The sequence below is a fragment of the Hahella sp. NS-SX17 genome (genome assembly GCF_057367735.1).
This window is the reverse complement of the sequence record NZ_CM170632.1, coordinates 1,226,359-1,241,565: the sequence shown is the minus strand read 5'-3', so window position 1 is coordinate 1,241,565 and position 15,207 is coordinate 1,226,359. Positions and strand designations below refer to the sequence as shown.

At 50.7% G+C, this 15,207-nt stretch carries 13 protein-coding genes; 8 read left to right on the top strand and 5 right to left on the bottom strand.

Features of this window, described 5'->3' with window-relative positions; all coding sequences use genetic code 11:
* The first annotated feature begins 843 nt into the window (after window positions 1-843).
* The 4 genes from AC2IBB_RS05645 to AC2IBB_RS05630 all read left to right on the top strand — a co-directional run bounded on the left by AC2IBB_RS05645 (window position 844) and on the right by AC2IBB_RS05630 (window position 5,629).
* Window positions 844-2,145 carry a hypothetical protein gene (locus AC2IBB_RS05645; protein WP_486331926.1) on the top strand — a complete coding sequence of 434 codons (1,302 nt, stop codon included), beginning with the start codon at window positions 844-846 and terminating at the stop codon, window positions 2,143-2,145.
* 26 nt (window positions 2,146-2,171) lie between these two features.
* On the top strand, window positions 2,172-3,191 hold the full coding sequence (locus AC2IBB_RS05640; protein ID WP_486331925.1) for a hypothetical protein: 1,020 nt from the start codon (window positions 2,172-2,174) through the stop codon (window positions 3,189-3,191).
* Between the two features lie 1,175 nt (window positions 3,192-4,366).
* Window positions 4,367-5,134, top strand: coding sequence for a hypothetical protein (locus AC2IBB_RS05635; RefSeq protein WP_486331924.1), 768 nt, complete (start codon window positions 4,367-4,369; stop codon window positions 5,132-5,134).
* A gap of 117 nt (window positions 5,135-5,251) precedes the next feature.
* On the top strand, window positions 5,252-5,629 hold the full coding sequence (locus tag AC2IBB_RS05630; protein WP_486331923.1) for a nuclear transport factor 2 family protein: 378 nt from the start codon (window positions 5,252-5,254) through the stop codon (window positions 5,627-5,629).
* 15 nt (window positions 5,630-5,644) lie between these two features.
* Here AC2IBB_RS05630 and AC2IBB_RS05625 read toward each other — a convergent pair whose 3' ends face one another.
* The 3 genes from AC2IBB_RS05625 to AC2IBB_RS05615 form a co-directional block, all read right to left on the bottom strand.
* The gene (locus tag AC2IBB_RS05625) at window positions 5,645-7,003 is read right to left on the bottom strand and encodes a sigma-54-dependent transcriptional regulator (RefSeq protein WP_486331922.1); all 1,359 of its coding nucleotides are present in this window, start codon (window positions 7,001-7,003) and stop codon (window positions 5,645-5,647) included.
* The gene (locus AC2IBB_RS05620) at window positions 6,996-9,092 is read right to left on the bottom strand and encodes an ATP-binding protein (protein WP_486331921.1); all 2,097 of its coding nucleotides are present in this window, start codon (window positions 9,090-9,092) and stop codon (window positions 6,996-6,998) included. Before AC2IBB_RS05620 ends, AC2IBB_RS05625 begins: the two co-directional genes overlap by 8 nt.
* Before the next feature lie 206 nt (window positions 9,093-9,298).
* A complete protein-coding gene (locus AC2IBB_RS05615; protein ID WP_486331920.1) occupies window positions 9,299-9,715 on the bottom strand; it encodes an FAD-binding oxidoreductase in 417 nt (138 codons plus the stop codon).
* A gap of 269 nt (window positions 9,716-9,984) precedes the next feature.
* On the opposite strand from AC2IBB_RS05615, the gene AC2IBB_RS05610 reads away from it, so the two are divergent.
* Both AC2IBB_RS05610 and AC2IBB_RS05605 read left to right on the top strand, forming a co-directional pair.
* Window positions 9,985-10,596 carry a sterol desaturase family protein gene (locus tag AC2IBB_RS05610; protein WP_486331919.1) on the top strand — a complete coding sequence of 204 codons (612 nt, stop codon included), beginning with the start codon at window positions 9,985-9,987 and terminating at the stop codon, window positions 10,594-10,596.
* Window positions 10,597-10,712: 116 nt separating this feature from the next.
* Window positions 10,713-11,654 (top strand): ribose-phosphate diphosphokinase, encoded by a 942-nt coding sequence (locus tag AC2IBB_RS05605; protein WP_486331918.1) that lies wholly within the window; start codon window positions 10,713-10,715, stop codon window positions 11,652-11,654.
* A 75-nt stretch (window positions 11,655-11,729) separates the two neighbouring features.
* Here AC2IBB_RS05605 and AC2IBB_RS05600 read toward each other — a convergent pair whose 3' ends face one another.
* On the bottom strand, window positions 11,730-12,827 hold the full coding sequence (locus tag AC2IBB_RS05600) for a hypothetical protein (RefSeq protein WP_486331917.1): 1,098 nt from the start codon (window positions 12,825-12,827) through the stop codon (window positions 11,730-11,732).
* Window positions 12,828-12,936: 109 nt separating this feature from the next.
* Between AC2IBB_RS05600 and AC2IBB_RS05595 the strand changes: the two genes are divergently transcribed.
* Window positions 12,937-13,659 (top strand): substrate-binding periplasmic protein, encoded by a 723-nt coding sequence (locus AC2IBB_RS05595; protein ID WP_486331916.1) that lies wholly within the window; start codon window positions 12,937-12,939, stop codon window positions 13,657-13,659.
* A gap of 63 nt (window positions 13,660-13,722) precedes the next feature.
* A complete protein-coding gene (locus AC2IBB_RS05590) occupies window positions 13,723-14,265 on the top strand; it encodes a YaeQ family protein (protein WP_486331915.1) in 543 nt (180 codons plus the stop codon).
* Window positions 14,266-14,273: 8 nt separating this feature from the next.
* On the opposite strand, the gene AC2IBB_RS05585 is transcribed toward AC2IBB_RS05590, so the two are convergent.
* Window positions 14,274-15,140, bottom strand: coding sequence for a DMT family transporter (locus AC2IBB_RS05585; RefSeq protein ID WP_486331914.1), 867 nt, complete (start codon window positions 15,138-15,140; stop codon window positions 14,274-14,276).
* Between the last annotated feature and the right edge of the window lie 67 nt (window positions 15,141-15,207).

Here is a 15,207-nt window from a genome sequence, read left to right as displayed (position 1 = left end):
GGTAAGCGCTATCTGAATTTCGGAATGCTCCCAAGCGCAGAGCTCAAGGCGTTGGTCCGACACTTTCTCCTATACAACCGCGGCGCATACAGTCCTCCCGCTCCAGAGCTGCTTTGGATGATCAATCACGTGGAGGGAAGTGGTCGTCGCCGGACTCAATGAACTGTGAGGAGATAGTGGATGCTCTGGAAGCCCCTGGATAACTGCCCGCTGATCAGTCGGGCTTCGCCAAGGATATACGCCAGCTGGCTCATTCATGGATAAGGCCCGAGTGGACCAGAGAACACTCCACCAGCGAGGCGTTGATTGAGGAGCGCTTTGAGGCTCAGCGGGAAATGTGGCGGGAGCGTTTCCTATTGTCCGCGTATTTCCTTCAACAGCAGTCGAAAAGTCCGAAAAAAATCGAATTGTTAAGGCAAGCCGCAGCCGGTATCGCCGCCGGTAAACCCCTAACAAGCGTTTCCTTAATCAGGGAAATGGCGGAAGCAGCCTTTCATTGGGAGGGCACGCCAATTCAATGGGAAGGAATGCCTCTGGGAGAGATGGCGCGCTTCCACCGCCAGATTTATCAGGACTGATGATTCAACAGTAATAATTACCCAAGGACTCCCCCGTAGACCACATGGCATAACCCCTCTGGAGCTTTGTGTAGGGGAGTCGGCTTTGTTAACTTTTGTTTCAACTATAAGCAATTTTCATTGCGCACAACTCAATATCATTCGCCGCCACACTAAGCCGCCCCGGTTTGCCACCGTTGGATATCCCACCTGTTACTTGGAATGGGAATCTATTGGGCTGAAAGTTTGCATTCAATGTGACACAAGGAATTTTTAGGGATTAATCATGAGTCAAGCCTCCTCTAATTTTATTCGAATTGGTCTGCCTGAAACCGGGAAGCAAGTGTATGCCTGCGGTCCTGTAGCCATAAAATATAAGGCGCTGGAAAGTGCATCCCAAAAAGGGAACTATTGGGCAACTACAGTGATGAAAGAACTGCAGCGCCTGACCTCAGGTAAACTCGGGCACGATCATGTCTATGTAAAGAAGCAAGTTTTTCCGGGAGGGGTTGAAACCTTTTATCTAAAGCTCCCAGGCTTTAACGCCACAGTAAAAGAGCTTCACAGTGCATACTTTATTATGCAAATGGATGTCAGTCTCGATTATTTCTTACTGCAAGACCAGTATGAAAAGCCAGGGCTCCATTTTGTACATAAGGAAAATAAAGAGTGGGTTGTAAGATTACTTAAAGATGAAAAAATAGAGATTAACAAGCGAAGTATTAACACAAAACCCGGGCTGGTTAACCCTCAGTCTGAGAATGCTGTTGATTATGTCATCGCCAATGTTGCAGCTCCATGCAGAACTCCGGAAAAAGCTGCTAAGCTTGCTGCCGCTCATATCAAAGCAAGTCCATATAAGGAGTCAAAAATAGACTCTCTTGGTTTCAACATGCTTTACACACCAGGCGCAATGACCATAGGTGGTTGTTATAACCTAAAAGAAGCGCGGAATGCTGAAACCTCGGAGAATTTGCTGGAAACCTCATATCTTCTGGCCGAGGCCATGATTAATGCTGAGAAGGCAAATATGCAAGTTGCCTGGATATCCCATGGCGGGGGTTCCGGTTATTTGACACAAGCAATGCGCATTGTGAGAGACAAAGGACACTCTCTTAAATCACAGACAATTTTTTTAAGTCGCCCTACGACAAACCCAGGCAGCGCATATACTTTAAGTCAAGATCTTGGGATGACACTTAATCAGAAATATGTAAGTAGTAAACATGATGTATTGATGGAGCTAGCTGCCGCTGATCTCACCTTAGGGATAGGAACGAGCTTGAATCGTCTGAAGAATGAAGATGTTTACGGATTATTTAACTTTGGCTCAGATTGTTGGAATACTATCGGGGGCTGGAAGAACCTTATTAAAATTGGGGCAGCTTTTGGCGGAGCAGCGGCAGCTTGTTTTGCTGGAGTTTCCGTTGTTGTCGCGGCGGTAGGGGCTGGCGCTGGAGTGACAATACCCACCCTAATTGCTAACATGAACTCTGTTTCCGAGTGGCCGGACACAGAGTCAGCAGTGGAAGAGATTAGTAAGCCTTTACTTGAAAAAATGACATCCTTTTTCAAGAGACAACAGTGAGGCTTATCATTAAAAGGTTTTAAATCATGAGTTTATTGACATTGAAACTCAGAAAAAGACGGCCATGCGCTCCAATTGGCCCTGATTTCTCCAAGGCTGAACGCATAGAGCTTGTGCTATCTGGAACAAAAATTAGCGTGTCGATGAATGACCATCTTCCTGATGGTCCTCACGAGGAGGTTATCTATCCAGCAAGGGAATATAATATATTCGATAGCGGACTATATGAAGAGGTCCCTAAGAATATTGATGAAACAGCCTGCTATAAGGGGCTGTACAGTATAATACCATTAAGGCGATGTTGGTCCTTTCGCGGACCAATATTCACTGGCTATGCCGCACAAATAGATACAACTATTTCTATCTTAAAAGTTGTCCCTGTCCAAAGTGAGCTCTCGTTATTCAATCCTGATAATTTTCAGCAATTCCTTTTAGATAAGTTGACTGTTGACTATGGGGCATTGATTACTCACGGCCGTAGTCGGTTTGATGCGCCTGTTGGATGGCGGGTAGTCAAAAACCTTCCTGTTCCTGCCGCAACCTTTGAAATAACTCCCGTAATTGATGGCGGTAACCGGAAAGTCATGTTCGCCTTTCCTGTGGATCATGAGATTGCAGTCTATTTTTGCTTCCATCTTTTGCAGTATGAACCGGGAGAGCTATCAAAAAAAGATGCAATGGTCTCTCCAAAACCGCTTTATGAGCTGGTGAGCAACGTCATTTCAAGTGCAAAAATTGAGTTATCGTCGTCCGCGAACCAAGCACTAAACGAAATAAAGTCACGCCATCCAGAGGCGAAGCTAGCACACTCTGTGAAACCGTTGAAATGGACAACTCCAGAGCAAGACGCTGAGTGGGAGGAATATAGTAAAGAACTGGCTGATATGCGCCGACTTAGTTATTCAGACCAGACGGCTCCTAAATCGGAGATGGATAAGCTCTACAAGAAAATGAACGAAGCCACAACAGAAGAGGAAATGTTTAAGTTAATGGAGCAGGCTGCGGAGATGGAGACTAAGCACTCCAGCCAAGGCAAAAAGAGCTAAATTTATTCCAGCGACCATTACTGAAAACGCCTTTGGGTTACCCCTTGGGCGTTTCAGGCCGCCCTCGTTGTCAGAAATAACATCTGCGCGATGGCCTTTTTGTGCTGAACGATTAAATCGACTGGGTTCACCGTGCCAGCCCCCTGATAAGAGACTTAGAAGTATCAAAGCAGTCACTATATCCGTTCCGCCAACAAGATTTCATCACCATCAATAACAAATTGCTATAGCCCTTATTCGTGAGCTTAAAGCGAAGTCATAACTACTTCGTTACATAATCCAACTAGTTAATTGGTAGTGATCAGCTCCCTGTTTCACGTCATGTATGACGAGAGCATTTGCTATCAATTCTTTATGGAACAAAAAGAGACTTGGCTCGAAGATCAGACAGCGGAGATCCTCCAAATGTGCCTGGAAGTGGTCGCCCTGGTGGTGGAGGACATGCACCTATTGCGGTAGTTCAGTATTCTTGGGATGTTCTGGAAAGCTGTGCGCAATGGACGCTTACCCCGCGCTTGCGACCATTTCAATTCCCTGCAGGAAAAGCTAGTGCGCAAATCTATGCGCAGATAGACTCTATTTTAGCCGCTGCAAAAACACCGCCCCTTAAGGTACACTGATCGCAGTTTTCATTACTCCCCAACGACAGTCAGGGAAGACAGCTCCACACAATCCGCTGTGGCCACGATGAATGATTGAGAATTGATAATTTATGCCGTCAAAGAGACACAGCAGGATAGCGGGAACAGGCGTTATTCTCGCCGCGCTAGGCCTACTTCTGCTGGGAGTCACCCAATACTATTGGTCTACCAACGATCAGTATGTGACTTTCTTTGCACAGTTCTACGCCCATATATTGTCGGCAATCTCTATCGCGCCCCCTGTCGCAGAGCCTGCTTTTATCACTGGCGGCTTTTCGCTTACCGAAGAGTTAGCCGTGCAGATCAATCACGGCATAGCATTTTCATGCGCCCTCGCCGCCATATTCTGTGCGTTCCTAGCGAGACGGAGAAAAGAAAGTCCAGTATATGCCGGCGCCTCCCTGGTTTTTGGGGCCGGTGTGTTTATCTTGTTTAACCTAACCCTCGGACTGTTAGTGGCCACGGCTTGTTTCCTAATTATACTTGCTCAGAAAAAGAGCCCACCATCGATCCCGTTTCCCCAGGAGAACTGATATGACGTTATTCCTAAGATCAGTTGGCGTTACTGGGGCCATATTATTTGGCTTTTTATTCGCCATTACATTCGTTGCCACAGACACATTGGAACGTTCAGCAAAGAGCTTTGTCCAAGGGCAGATTGAAAAGGAAATCCGTGAAAAGTTTCAGCACAGCAAAACGTCATCGCTGAGAGAAAAAGCCGAAACTCTCGCCAAGTCGCTAAGTATGGAAGAACGGCAGATGCTTGAAGATCTCAAAAACAACCTGCCAGACAAAATCGCCAGTGTCATAGCCTCCATGTGCGGGTATGACTGCGAAAAGAAAAAGAGGTTATCCCAGTCCATCACAAACGACTTTCTTAGCCGAATATCCTCGTTAGAAAGCGCACAAGGAAGGCTGGAGAGCATCATAAAAGAGAAGTACATAGATATTACGGAGGCGCTCAAAGCGGACTTACGAATATTTCTCGGCACAAACTTAGTCGCCTTCCTTGCCGTACTGCTCATTTCTCTGGTCAAGCCCCAAGCGAATATACAGCTCGCCGTCCCGGGAATATTGATAATCATCTCAACGATCATCAGCTCCACTATTTACCTTGTAGGGCAGGACTGGTTTTACACTATCCTCTACAACGACTATATGGGAACCGGATATATCGCTTACATCAGCATGGTATTTGGGTTCCTTATGGACATTACCCTCAACAGGGCGCAGATAACGACGCTTATTCTGAATGCCGTTAGCGAGGCGTTAGGCGCCGCCCTGCAAGTAACGCCATGTTGATAACGCGCTTTTGGATTATCGGCTAATAAGTGCTTGTTGCAGAGCTTCTACCTTCATTCCCCTATCATGGATTATTCCGACGTATTTAGATAAGGAAGCAGAGCCTAATTATTTACCATGAACACAAAATCCGTAGTTAGAAAATACTGGGAACTCATGCAAACCAATGACTTCCATAAGGCCAGCGAGATGCTGTCGGAGGATTATGTCTGCCATTGGCCGCAGTCTGGTGAAGTCATTCGAGGGCGTGAGAACTTTGTTCTGATCAACGCCAATTATCCCGCGCAGGCCGAGTGGCGTTTTACGCTTAACCACATCCTGTGCGAAGGCGAGCAGGTGGTGACGGATGTGACCGTCACGGATGGAGTGACTAAAGGACGCGCCCTCACCTTCAGTACTGTTAGTGAGGGCTTGATCGTCAAACAGATTGAGTACTGGCCAGACGACTTTGCGCCACAGGAGTGGCGTAAAGCGTGGGTGGAGATCGTCGACTGATTTAGCCGCCCACAATTAACCACCCAAAAAATCCTCCCGCCGCAATCCATAGCGCTGCATCTTCTGATTCAGCGTGCGGCGGGGCAGGTCCAGTTCTTCCATCACCTGATTGATATTGCCTTTTTTAGCGGTCAGTTCCGCGCTGATAACCGCTTTTTCATATTCCGCGACACGAGACGCCAGGGATTGATCCGACGGGCTGGACGTGTCCAGCTTTTCGCCGGAGAGCACCTCCCGGATGGATTCGTCGCTAAACTGGCTGCGTAAAAGATAGCGCTCCGCCAGATTCTTGAGTTCCCGCACGTTGCCCGGCCAGTTATGGCCTTCGAGGGCGACCCAGTCATCGCCGCGCAGCTCGGGGGCTTCTTTATCATGTTTTTGCGCCGCCAGTTTCAAAAAGTGAGCGAACAGCAGCGCAATGTCTTCGCGTCGCTCCCGTAGCGGAGGAATGCGCAACTCCGCCACCATCAAGCGGTAATAAAGGTCGCTGCGAAAGCGGCCTTCATCCCCGGCTTTTTTCAGATCCTCTTTTGTCGCCGCCACCACACGCACATCCAGCGCTACCGCCTGATGCGAGCCGAGTCGAACGACTTCCCGCTCCTGCAAGGCGCGCAGCACCTTCACCTGAAAATGCAGCGGCATACTTTCCACTTCATCCAGGAACAGCGTGCCCTTGTTGGCGTATTCGAACTTACCCGCCTGAGCTTTCTGCGCCCCAGTGAAGGCCCCGGCGGTATGCCCAAACAGTTCACTTTCAAACAGATTTTCCGGAATCGCCGCCACATTCAGAGCGACAAAAGGATGTTTCGCGCGCTTACCGAAGTCATGTAGGCATCGAGCCACCAGCTCTTTGCCTACGCCGGTTTCACCATGGATCAGCACGTCCACGTCCAATTGCGCCAGCTCATGGACATGCCGACGCAGTCGTTTGATACCCGGCGAGTCCCCGATAAGAATTGATTCCAGCCCCTGCTGCGACTCCAACGCCTTGCGTAGGCGCTGATTTTCCAATAGCAAAGAACGCTGCCGGCAGGCGCGCTTGATTGCGTCCACCAGATGCGTAGGCTGAAACGGCTTCTCGATAAAGTCATAGGCGCCCTGTTTCATTGCCTCCACCGCCATGGCGATGTCGCCATGGCCCGTGATCAGCAGCACAGGAATATTTTTCGGCATTTTCTGCAGCAGCGCCATGCCATCCAGGCCGGGCATCTTGACGTCTGACACCACCACGCCGGCGAAGTTCTCATCAATGGTCTGCAAGGCTGCTTCCGCAGACGCCCATGCCTTGGTTTCCAGGCCCGCCAGCGCCAGCCACTCTTCCAGCGCCTCCCTGACAGAGCTATCGTCGTCGATGATATAAACCAATTTAGTCATAATGAATTACAGCCGGTAAGCTAAGGGTGAATTCGCTGCCTTCACCCGGTGTACTGGTAACGGTTATCTCTCCGCGCATGTCCTGCAGCAGGTTATAACTGATCGCCAATCCCAGGCCCAACCCCTCACTCCCTGTCTTGGTGGTGAAGAACGGATCGAACAGGTGTTGCAAACGTTCTTCGTCCATCCCTTCGCCGTTGTCGCAAACGGATATCATAACTTTATCGCCGCGGCGCTCCGCCTTAACAAAAATATCGGGCTGTACGGCGGACTTCACCGCAGCAATGGCGTTGTCGAGCAGGTTGATCATCACTTGCTCCAGCATATGCTGATCCGCAATGGCCTGAAGCCCCTCAGGAATCTGCGTACGAAGGATAGACCGTTGCTGGTTGAGCTTATGCTCCAGCACCTCTCCTACATACCGCATGACCGCCTGCAAAACAGTCGGCCGCAAATCGACGGAGCGTATCCCAGCAAACGACTTAAGCTGGGAGGAGATCCTGGCGATACGTTGCACCAACGCATCCATTTTATCCAAGGTTGCGGCGCTTTTATCTTTTTGTTCCTGCGCCAGATACAGGCGCCCCATGGCGACATAACTGACCAGCGCCGTCAGCGGCTGATTCAGCTCATGAGCAATGGCTGCGGACATACGCCCCATCGCAGCCAGTTTGCGCTCCTGCATCAAGGCTTCCTGGGTCTCCCGCAACGCCAAAGTACGCTCTTCCACCCTAGCCTCAAGCTCTTCATTAGCTTGCAGCAAAGACGCCTGCGCCGCCTTCAGCTCGCTAACGTCATGTACGGTCAACAAATACTCCCGGTCGGGTCCTGTGCGAATCAGACTGACGCAATATAGAATCGGGAACGAGGCGCCGTCAGGGCGACCGCCTTCCGCTTCCCTGACCACCCCGTCAGGCGTGCTGATCCAGGGCGTGACCAGACGCAATGGGTCCAGGGACACGCCTTGCCCATGCGTTTCCACGCCGAAAAGTTCAGCGGCTTTCTGGTTAACCTCACGTATTTCAAAGCGTTCATTCAGCGTCATTAACCCCGCGTCCGTGTTTTGAATAATGGCCCGTTGATGCGCATCGCTCTCTTCGATGACTTTCAAGAGCCGGTGCTCCGTACGGCGTTTTTGTCGCGCTTCGCGGTAATACAGGGCGAGGACAATCAGCAGCAACACGGCGCCGCCGCACGTAGCGGAGATCAGAGCCGCCATGGTGTTCACATCCACTACCGGCAAAGCCCGATGCATCCGCCAGGGCTGTCCGACCACCTGACGGGAAAACAGCAACAGGCGAACGCTGTCGACTTCGACAATCGGGGCTTCAGACCAGGCATCCACCTCCGCCAGCAAGGGTTTCGATTCAGCAGAGCCGTATTGCTTGGTGGCCTTAAGCTCCGCCATCACAGGCTCTTCTAACGGTTTCAGTGAGCGATATAACACAGCAGGATCGGATGCAAGAAAGATAATGTCATTGGGTCCGCTCAGGAATATCCGGTTGCCGGTTGCAGCCCAGCTCTCCTGTTGCGGCGTCAGGTCCAGTTTGACGACAGTGACGCCGAGTATTCGTCCAGTGTTGTCTCGTATCGGCGCAGAGATAAACAGCCCCGCCTTGCCAGTGGTGACGCCAACCGCATAATAGAACCCGGTGCGCCCCGCCACGGCGTCAGCGTAATAAGGGCGAAACGCGTAGGAGTGACCGACAAAGCTGGTGACGTCGCGATAGTTACTGGAAGCCAGGGTCAGCCCCTCGGCGTTCATGATGAATATCTCATCGGAACCCGCCGCTTGATTGAAGCGGTTCAGCAGCTCGGAAATTTCATCATCACGCTCATTACGACGCAGCATCCGCTGAAAGCGCGGGTCCGCCGTCAGGATAGCGGGGAAATAGACATATTTATCAATGGCGGTAAGCAAAGCGCTTTCAAACGCCTGCAACAGTTGCTCCGACTCCAGGCCGTTGTGCTTGATAAGCAGATTACGGGAGAGGAAAAAACTCGACGACACCGTCGCAAGCAACAAAAAAACCAGCGCGATCTGACGCGCCTTACGATGGGATGGACGAAACGAGTCAGCCGGAAACATAGTCAACTACACTTGTTTTATTGACATTTATCTTAACGATAAGAAAGCTCGGCGCATACCGAACCCCAAGTGGCGGATATTCTCCGCCCGCTTATCCGCGACGGCAAGACGGGTCTATGTTGGCGCCACAGCACTATCAATCAGGACCGCCGCTGCGCAAGCGCATCCATGCGCTGGGTTATCAACATGCCAAGAACCTTGCCATGTTAATATTGCTCAGCCAACCTCTCCAACGCCTTTTCGACCTGGCGCAATTCTTCGTCGGTAAGCGCCTTGTATCCTCTCAGATAAGACCAGCCATATCCCCAGCGAAAACCGGTCGGCCAGTAAGGCGATCCACCGACGCGCACACCGGCTTCCATCACGAAAGACAAGCTTTCCTCTCCAACGCCAGCGACACATAACTGCAGCGCTTTATCAGCTTGCACGCGCTCCTCGTAGGTTCCGCCTCTCCAATAAGCCAAGTCATGCCGATAGCAGCAATCAAGCCAAAGATTTTCTTCCATGAATGAGCCATCGGGAAACAAGCTGCAGCCGTCGCTGGCGAAAGGTTTAAGTTCCTCTCCGGCGCATAACGCCGGGCCTAGCAGCAACAACGACATAACAATATTGCGGGCGAACATAGAATAATCGATCCAGCACAGCTAATCCTGCCCGTAGCTTATGCCAGAACCCAACGTATTACAAAGCGCGACCTGCGCCTTCAGGTTAGCGCCAACGCGGACCAATCAGGCATGGTTGCCACTCTTCCAACGACTCCAACCACTCTTGCCAGGATCGCATCATGTTGCTTTGTCTCTTCTTGATCTTTATCGGTTGTTTTATTCTGGAACGTGTGCACACCGGTTGGCGTCTGCCACAGGTAAAGTCTTGGTGGTTCCGAGTCTTACTAGTGAATGCATTTCAACTGGGGGTGGTGTTGCTGGCGGGCGTCACCTGGGAAATCTGGTTGTCCGCTTACTCCGTTTTCAATCTTTCGAGTCACCTGAACCCTATCGCCGGCGGCTTTTTTGCGTACTTCATCGCCACCTTCATTTTTTATTGGTGGCATCGCTGGCGCCATGAAAGCGACTTTTTATGGCGTATCTTCCATCAAATACACCACAGTCCCCAGCGCCTTGAAGTCATCACGTCCTTTTATAAACACCCGGGTGAAATGGTCTTCAACTCCATCCTGGGCGGTCTGCTGGTCTATGCGCTACTCGGTCTGGACCCCGCCGCAGGCGCGGTATATACCTTCTGCACTGCGATCGGTGAGTTTTTTTATCACACCAATATCAAAACGCCGCACTGGGTGGGTTACTTTTTCCAGCGCCCTGAAATGCATCGCATCCACCACGAATATGGTCGCCACAAGAATAACTATGGCGATATTACCTGGTGGGACATGCTCTTTGGCACTTATGAGAACCCCAAAACCTGGAATAAAACCTGCGGTTTCGACGACGCCAAAGAACAGCGCCTATGGGATATGCTGATGTACCGCGACGTCCATAAGGAATAAAGACCTCCCCCTCAAATAAGCAGGGGGATGTTAGCGCCAATAAAATAGCGCAATCCCTTGAATTGATGTGTAATACGGGTTATCAATGCAGCGCGGAACCCAACGAGAGAGGCGCAATGAAACATCCCCTGAAAGTGTTCACCGGCAACTCCAACCCAGCCCTGGCCCACGAAATATGCGGGCATTTGGGAATAGAGCTTAGCCCACTGCAAATCTCACGTTTCTCCAACGACAACCTGTTTGTGCAGATCCAGGAAAACGTGCGCGAGCGGGATGTGTTTGTAGTGCAGCCGTTCACGGAGCCGGTCAGCGAACACATCATGGAACTGCTGATTACGCTGGACGCCTTACGCAGCGCTTCCGCCCGCCGTATCACCGCAGTCATTCCCTATTACTCTTACGCTCGTTCCGACAAGAAAGACGCCCCCCGCATTTCCATCGCCGGGAAGCTGATGGCCGACTTGCTGCAAACCGCCGGCGCCAATCGGGTGCTGACCATGGATTTACACGCAGACCAAGTGCATGGCTTTTTTAATATTCCCGTCGATCACCTGACAGCCGTCCCGCTGATCGCCGACTACTTCAAAGCGAACTACGACCTGAGCCGTATGGTGGCGGTAGCGACGGACGCAGGTGGAGCAAAACGGGCGGGACGTTTTTCCGAACGCCTGAATATTCCTCTGGCGATCATCGATAAGCGACGCGTCAGCGATACTCAGGTCAAACAAGGGCACGTCGTCGGCGACGTAAAGGACATGGACGCCGTGATCTTCGAAGATGAAATTTCCACCGGCGGCACCCTGATGTCCACCGTCAAAACCCTGCAGCAGGCAGGCGTACGCAGCATTCATGTCGGCGCCGTACACCCAGTGCTTTGCGGTCCCGCCATCACCAATCTGCGTGAAGCGAATATTTCATCTTTGGTCGTCACCAATACGGTTTATCTGCCGGAACAGAAACAACTGGAGAAAATCACCCAACTCTCCGTCGCCTCCTTAATGGCGGAGGCGATCAGCCGAATCCATTCCGGGGAGAGTGTGGGGGCTTTGTTTAGTTGAGGCGCCACCTTGAGTAAGGCGCTTTTAACTATGAGGCAATATAAAGCCTATCTACCACCTTTTTCTATCAAGACTTCAGGCCCACCACAAGCTTGGATCACCCTTTTTTGTCTTCCATAAACTTAAGTGTTTCACAACTTGGGAAATAACATCACCAGGTAACGTACTAGTTGCGTGACCCGAGTTATAAGACTCAGGATTAAAACCTACGTTTTTCGTATATGTAACATTTGCGAGAGCTTGCATTCTTGCAGAAACCTTAGAAAACTTATCTGTATACTTCGTTATATTCACTGTCGGCAAGCCCAGAAAAGCGCCAAAGTCCATACCACCACTCATCATTCCAACCGAGGCAATCACACCCACTTGCTTGCAGGCGCTTAATACAGCCCCTTGCATTAGATATGAGTTATCTTGTGAGTATGCCTGTCTCTGTAGCTCTATTAAGCTCGAGGCAGATTTAGGCATCTTTGTTGGCTTGTCTCCAATGAGTACAGGTTGTAAGCCTATTCCCTTTATTGCAGCAACTATCTGATCTAATGCCGCCTGTGACAAGCCCCTTCCACCCTCATGATTATTTCTAACCCATACTAGTACTTTTTTTATATTTTTATTTCCAAGTTCATTAATGAGCTTACTTTCAAGCCCATCAAATGCCCCTTTATTGCATACATTTGTAAACTTTTTTGAAATTTCAGAACGAATAAATGGCGCCCCCATACACTCTAACGCGTTATAAACGGTTTCCGTCGTAGCACCAGGCTTTAGTTCACTTCCCTTCTCGCCACCACTATTTATCTTGCCAAAACCAATAAAGTTGGAAAGGAAACTTCTAATTTGAGCATCGGTCACCTTACTTTCCGTTGTTGGCGCTTGAATTATCTTAACCACTAGACTCGGGAAGGATTCACTAAGCTGTTTAGCAGTAAGCCAAGCAGCTATGTGCAAAACTTCACCAAATTCGTTGGTTCCAACGATTGCATTATTCTTTGATAAATCATCAATCTCATTCGAAGCCATTTTTAGTTCTCTCCTTAGCGCAACCAATAATTCAAAAGTAAGCGTCTTTTCAAATAAAATCCCTTCGCACACAAACGAAGTTTTTACGAAAAAAATAACGAATAGGCCGCAAGACATCGCTTTTATTGCAATACCTACAAACAAACCGTACATATGCACTAAACTTGCAATAACAAAGGATTACATACGTCTACTTTGGACGGTTAAAATGAGCGTTAAGAAATATATTTTTTCCCGATTCAAAACAAAAATGTTGGTATTTATGCTTGTCATAGGCCCCACTATTCTGCCTGCTGCAGACATCAAGGTCGTGACCACCGACTTCCCCCCCTATTCCTTTGAAGACAATGGCGAAATCGGAGGTATGGCGACGGAAGTGGTGAAAGCCGTGTTGGCGAAGTCTGGCGTCGGTGTGTCTTCGTTTCGCGTTTATCCCTGGGCGCGGGCTTATAAACTCGCTCAGACTGAGCCCAACACGCTGATCTACTCCATCGCCCGCTCCACCGAACGAGAGCCGCTGTTTAAGTGGGTGGGAGAGATTGCGCCGTTTCGGGTCAATCTCTACAAGCTGAAAAGTCGGTCGGATATCAATGTTGGCAGCCTGGAAGACGCCAAACGCTATGTCGTTGGCGGTGAGTATCAGGATATCAAGCAGGATTATCTGGTTAAGCAGGGCTTCGAGGTCGGCAAGAATATTGTGCTGATGCCGGAAGACGAGCTCAACCTTCGCATGCTGTTCGCCAAGCGCATTGACCTGATTCCTTTCAGCGAATTCAGTCTTCCCGTTATGTTGAAGCAAGAAGGCTTCACTCCAGCAGATGTAGAGAAAGTGCTGACGCTGGACGATATTTCCTACAACCTTTACATGGCCTGCAGCCTGGAGACGCCGGAAGCAACCGTAGACAGTCTCAGGCGCGCGCTGCAAACGCTGTGGGATAAGGGAGAAATCCAGGCGATCCATCAGAAATACCTCAACCCGGAGTAATCGAGTCTCTCACTGTGATCGCCGCAGATGTATAATCCCCGCCGTAATCAGCGGAGCAACCCCATGGCGTTAAAAGCAACCATCTATAAAGCCGTACTGCATGTTGCAGATATGGACCGGAACTATTACGAGGATCTGACGCTCACCGTCGCCAGACACCCTTCAGAAACCGACGAACGCATGATGCTGCGTCTGGTCGCTTTCGCGCTGCACGCATCAGATCGCCTGCAGTTCACCAAAGGCATCAGCACACAGGACGAGCCGGATATCTGGGAAAAAAGCCTGAGCGACGAAATTGATCTGTGGATAGACCTCGGGCTACCGGAAGAAAGCCGCATTCGCAAAGCCTGCGGTCGCGCCAGGCAAGTCATCATCTACGCCTATGGTGGTCGAGCCGTTCCGTTATGGTGGCGGAAATACCAGGACGAACTCGCCCGCTTCGATAACCTGCGAATTATGGAAGTCAGCGCAGAGACGACCAAACAACTGGCGGATTTGGCGCAGCGCGCCATGGATCTGCAATGCACCATTCAGGATGGACAGGTCTGGCTGAGCGACGCCACCAACAGCGTCGCCATCGAGCCCGTCAGCCTGTTTCCCGCATAAGGCTTCGCTTACGCCGCGAGCGGCGCGCGCTTCCTGGCGCGCCGTGCGCTCATTTCCCGCCGCATCAGCAACAAACCGCTCGCCACAACCAATAGGGCGCCGATTAACGCCAAAGCAGCAGGCGTTTCCTCCCAGAACGCGTAGGCCAACGCCATTCCCCACACCAACTGAGAGTACTGCATCGCACTGACCGTACTGGGCGATCCGCTCTGAAATGCTGACAGCACCAACAAAGTCGCCAAGGCGTAGCACACTCCGCCCGCCGCACTGATCGCCAGCGAGGTCATATCAAAGGAGAACAGAGACCATCCAGGCCAACATGCGGTCACAACGACAATCAGGCTCAACCCATAGACGGCGAACGCCAGAGGGTGCTCCTGGTTTTTATATTTTGCGACCATTATGAACGCCGCCGCTTCAATCATGGCGCTCGCCAAGGCGGGCAATAAAGCCATATTCACCACGCCAAAGCTTGGCGAAAGCACAACTAACGCGCCCACAAAGCCCATCAGCGCCAACAGGAAACGTCCCGTATCGAAGCGCTCCATATTCATCGCCATCGCGAATACCGCAACAAACACAGGCATAGTCAGAATCAGGCTGTACGCCTCCGTTAACGGCGCAGCGCCATAGCTGTAAAACGCCAGGGCGTCGACCAGCAACAGCATAACGGCCCGGGCTAAATGCAGGCCCGGCCGCGATGTCTTCAACAACGTCCAGCGTGGAGCCACCCATACCGATAACGCCAGCAAAGCAAACAGGCAGTTGAAGAAAATCACCTGCGGCAGCGGGTATATCGCCAACAAATGTTTGATGCTCAAATCCATCCAGGTAAAAAAGAAAAAGCCGCACAGAGCCATCAGCGCCGCTCTCATAATTGCCCCCCTCAACTCAAATCAGTCCCGCAACACATCGCACGCGCCGCACCACGGGATCAGCAGT

Coding starts and splice junctions, on each gene's coding strand:
- AC2IBB_RS05625 (WP_486331922.1), bottom strand. CDS start 7,003: ATGACTAAATTGGTTTATATCATCGACGACGATAGCTCTGTCAGGGAG.
- AC2IBB_RS05620 (WP_486331921.1), bottom strand. CDS start 9,092: ATGTTTCCGGCTGACTCGTTTCGTCCATCCCATCGTAAGGCGCGTCAG.
- AC2IBB_RS05645 (WP_486331926.1), top strand. CDS start 844: ATGAGTCAAGCCTCCTCTAATTTTATTCGAATTGGTCTGCCTGAAACC.
- AC2IBB_RS05590 (WP_486331915.1), top strand. CDS start 13,723: ATGGCGTTAAAAGCAACCATCTATAAAGCCGTACTGCATGTTGCAGAT.
- AC2IBB_RS05630 (WP_486331923.1), top strand. CDS start 5,252: ATGAACACAAAATCCGTAGTTAGAAAATACTGGGAACTCATGCAAACC.
- AC2IBB_RS05585 (WP_486331914.1), bottom strand. CDS start 15,140: ATGAGAGCGGCGCTGATGGCTCTGTGCGGCTTTTTCTTTTTTACCTGG.
- AC2IBB_RS05635 (WP_486331924.1), top strand. CDS start 4,367: ATGACGTTATTCCTAAGATCAGTTGGCGTTACTGGGGCCATATTATTT.
- AC2IBB_RS05605 (WP_486331918.1), top strand. CDS start 10,713: ATGAAACATCCCCTGAAAGTGTTCACCGGCAACTCCAACCCAGCCCTG.
- AC2IBB_RS05615 (WP_486331920.1), bottom strand. CDS start 9,715: ATGTTCGCCCGCAATATTGTTATGTCGTTGTTGCTGCTAGGCCCGGCG.
- AC2IBB_RS05640 (WP_486331925.1), top strand. CDS start 2,172: ATGAGTTTATTGACATTGAAACTCAGAAAAAGACGGCCATGCGCTCCA.
- AC2IBB_RS05600 (WP_486331917.1), bottom strand. CDS start 12,827: ATGTACGGTTTGTTTGTAGGTATTGCAATAAAAGCGATGTCTTGCGGC.
- AC2IBB_RS05595 (WP_486331916.1), top strand. CDS start 12,937: ATGCTTGTCATAGGCCCCACTATTCTGCCTGCTGCAGACATCAAGGTC.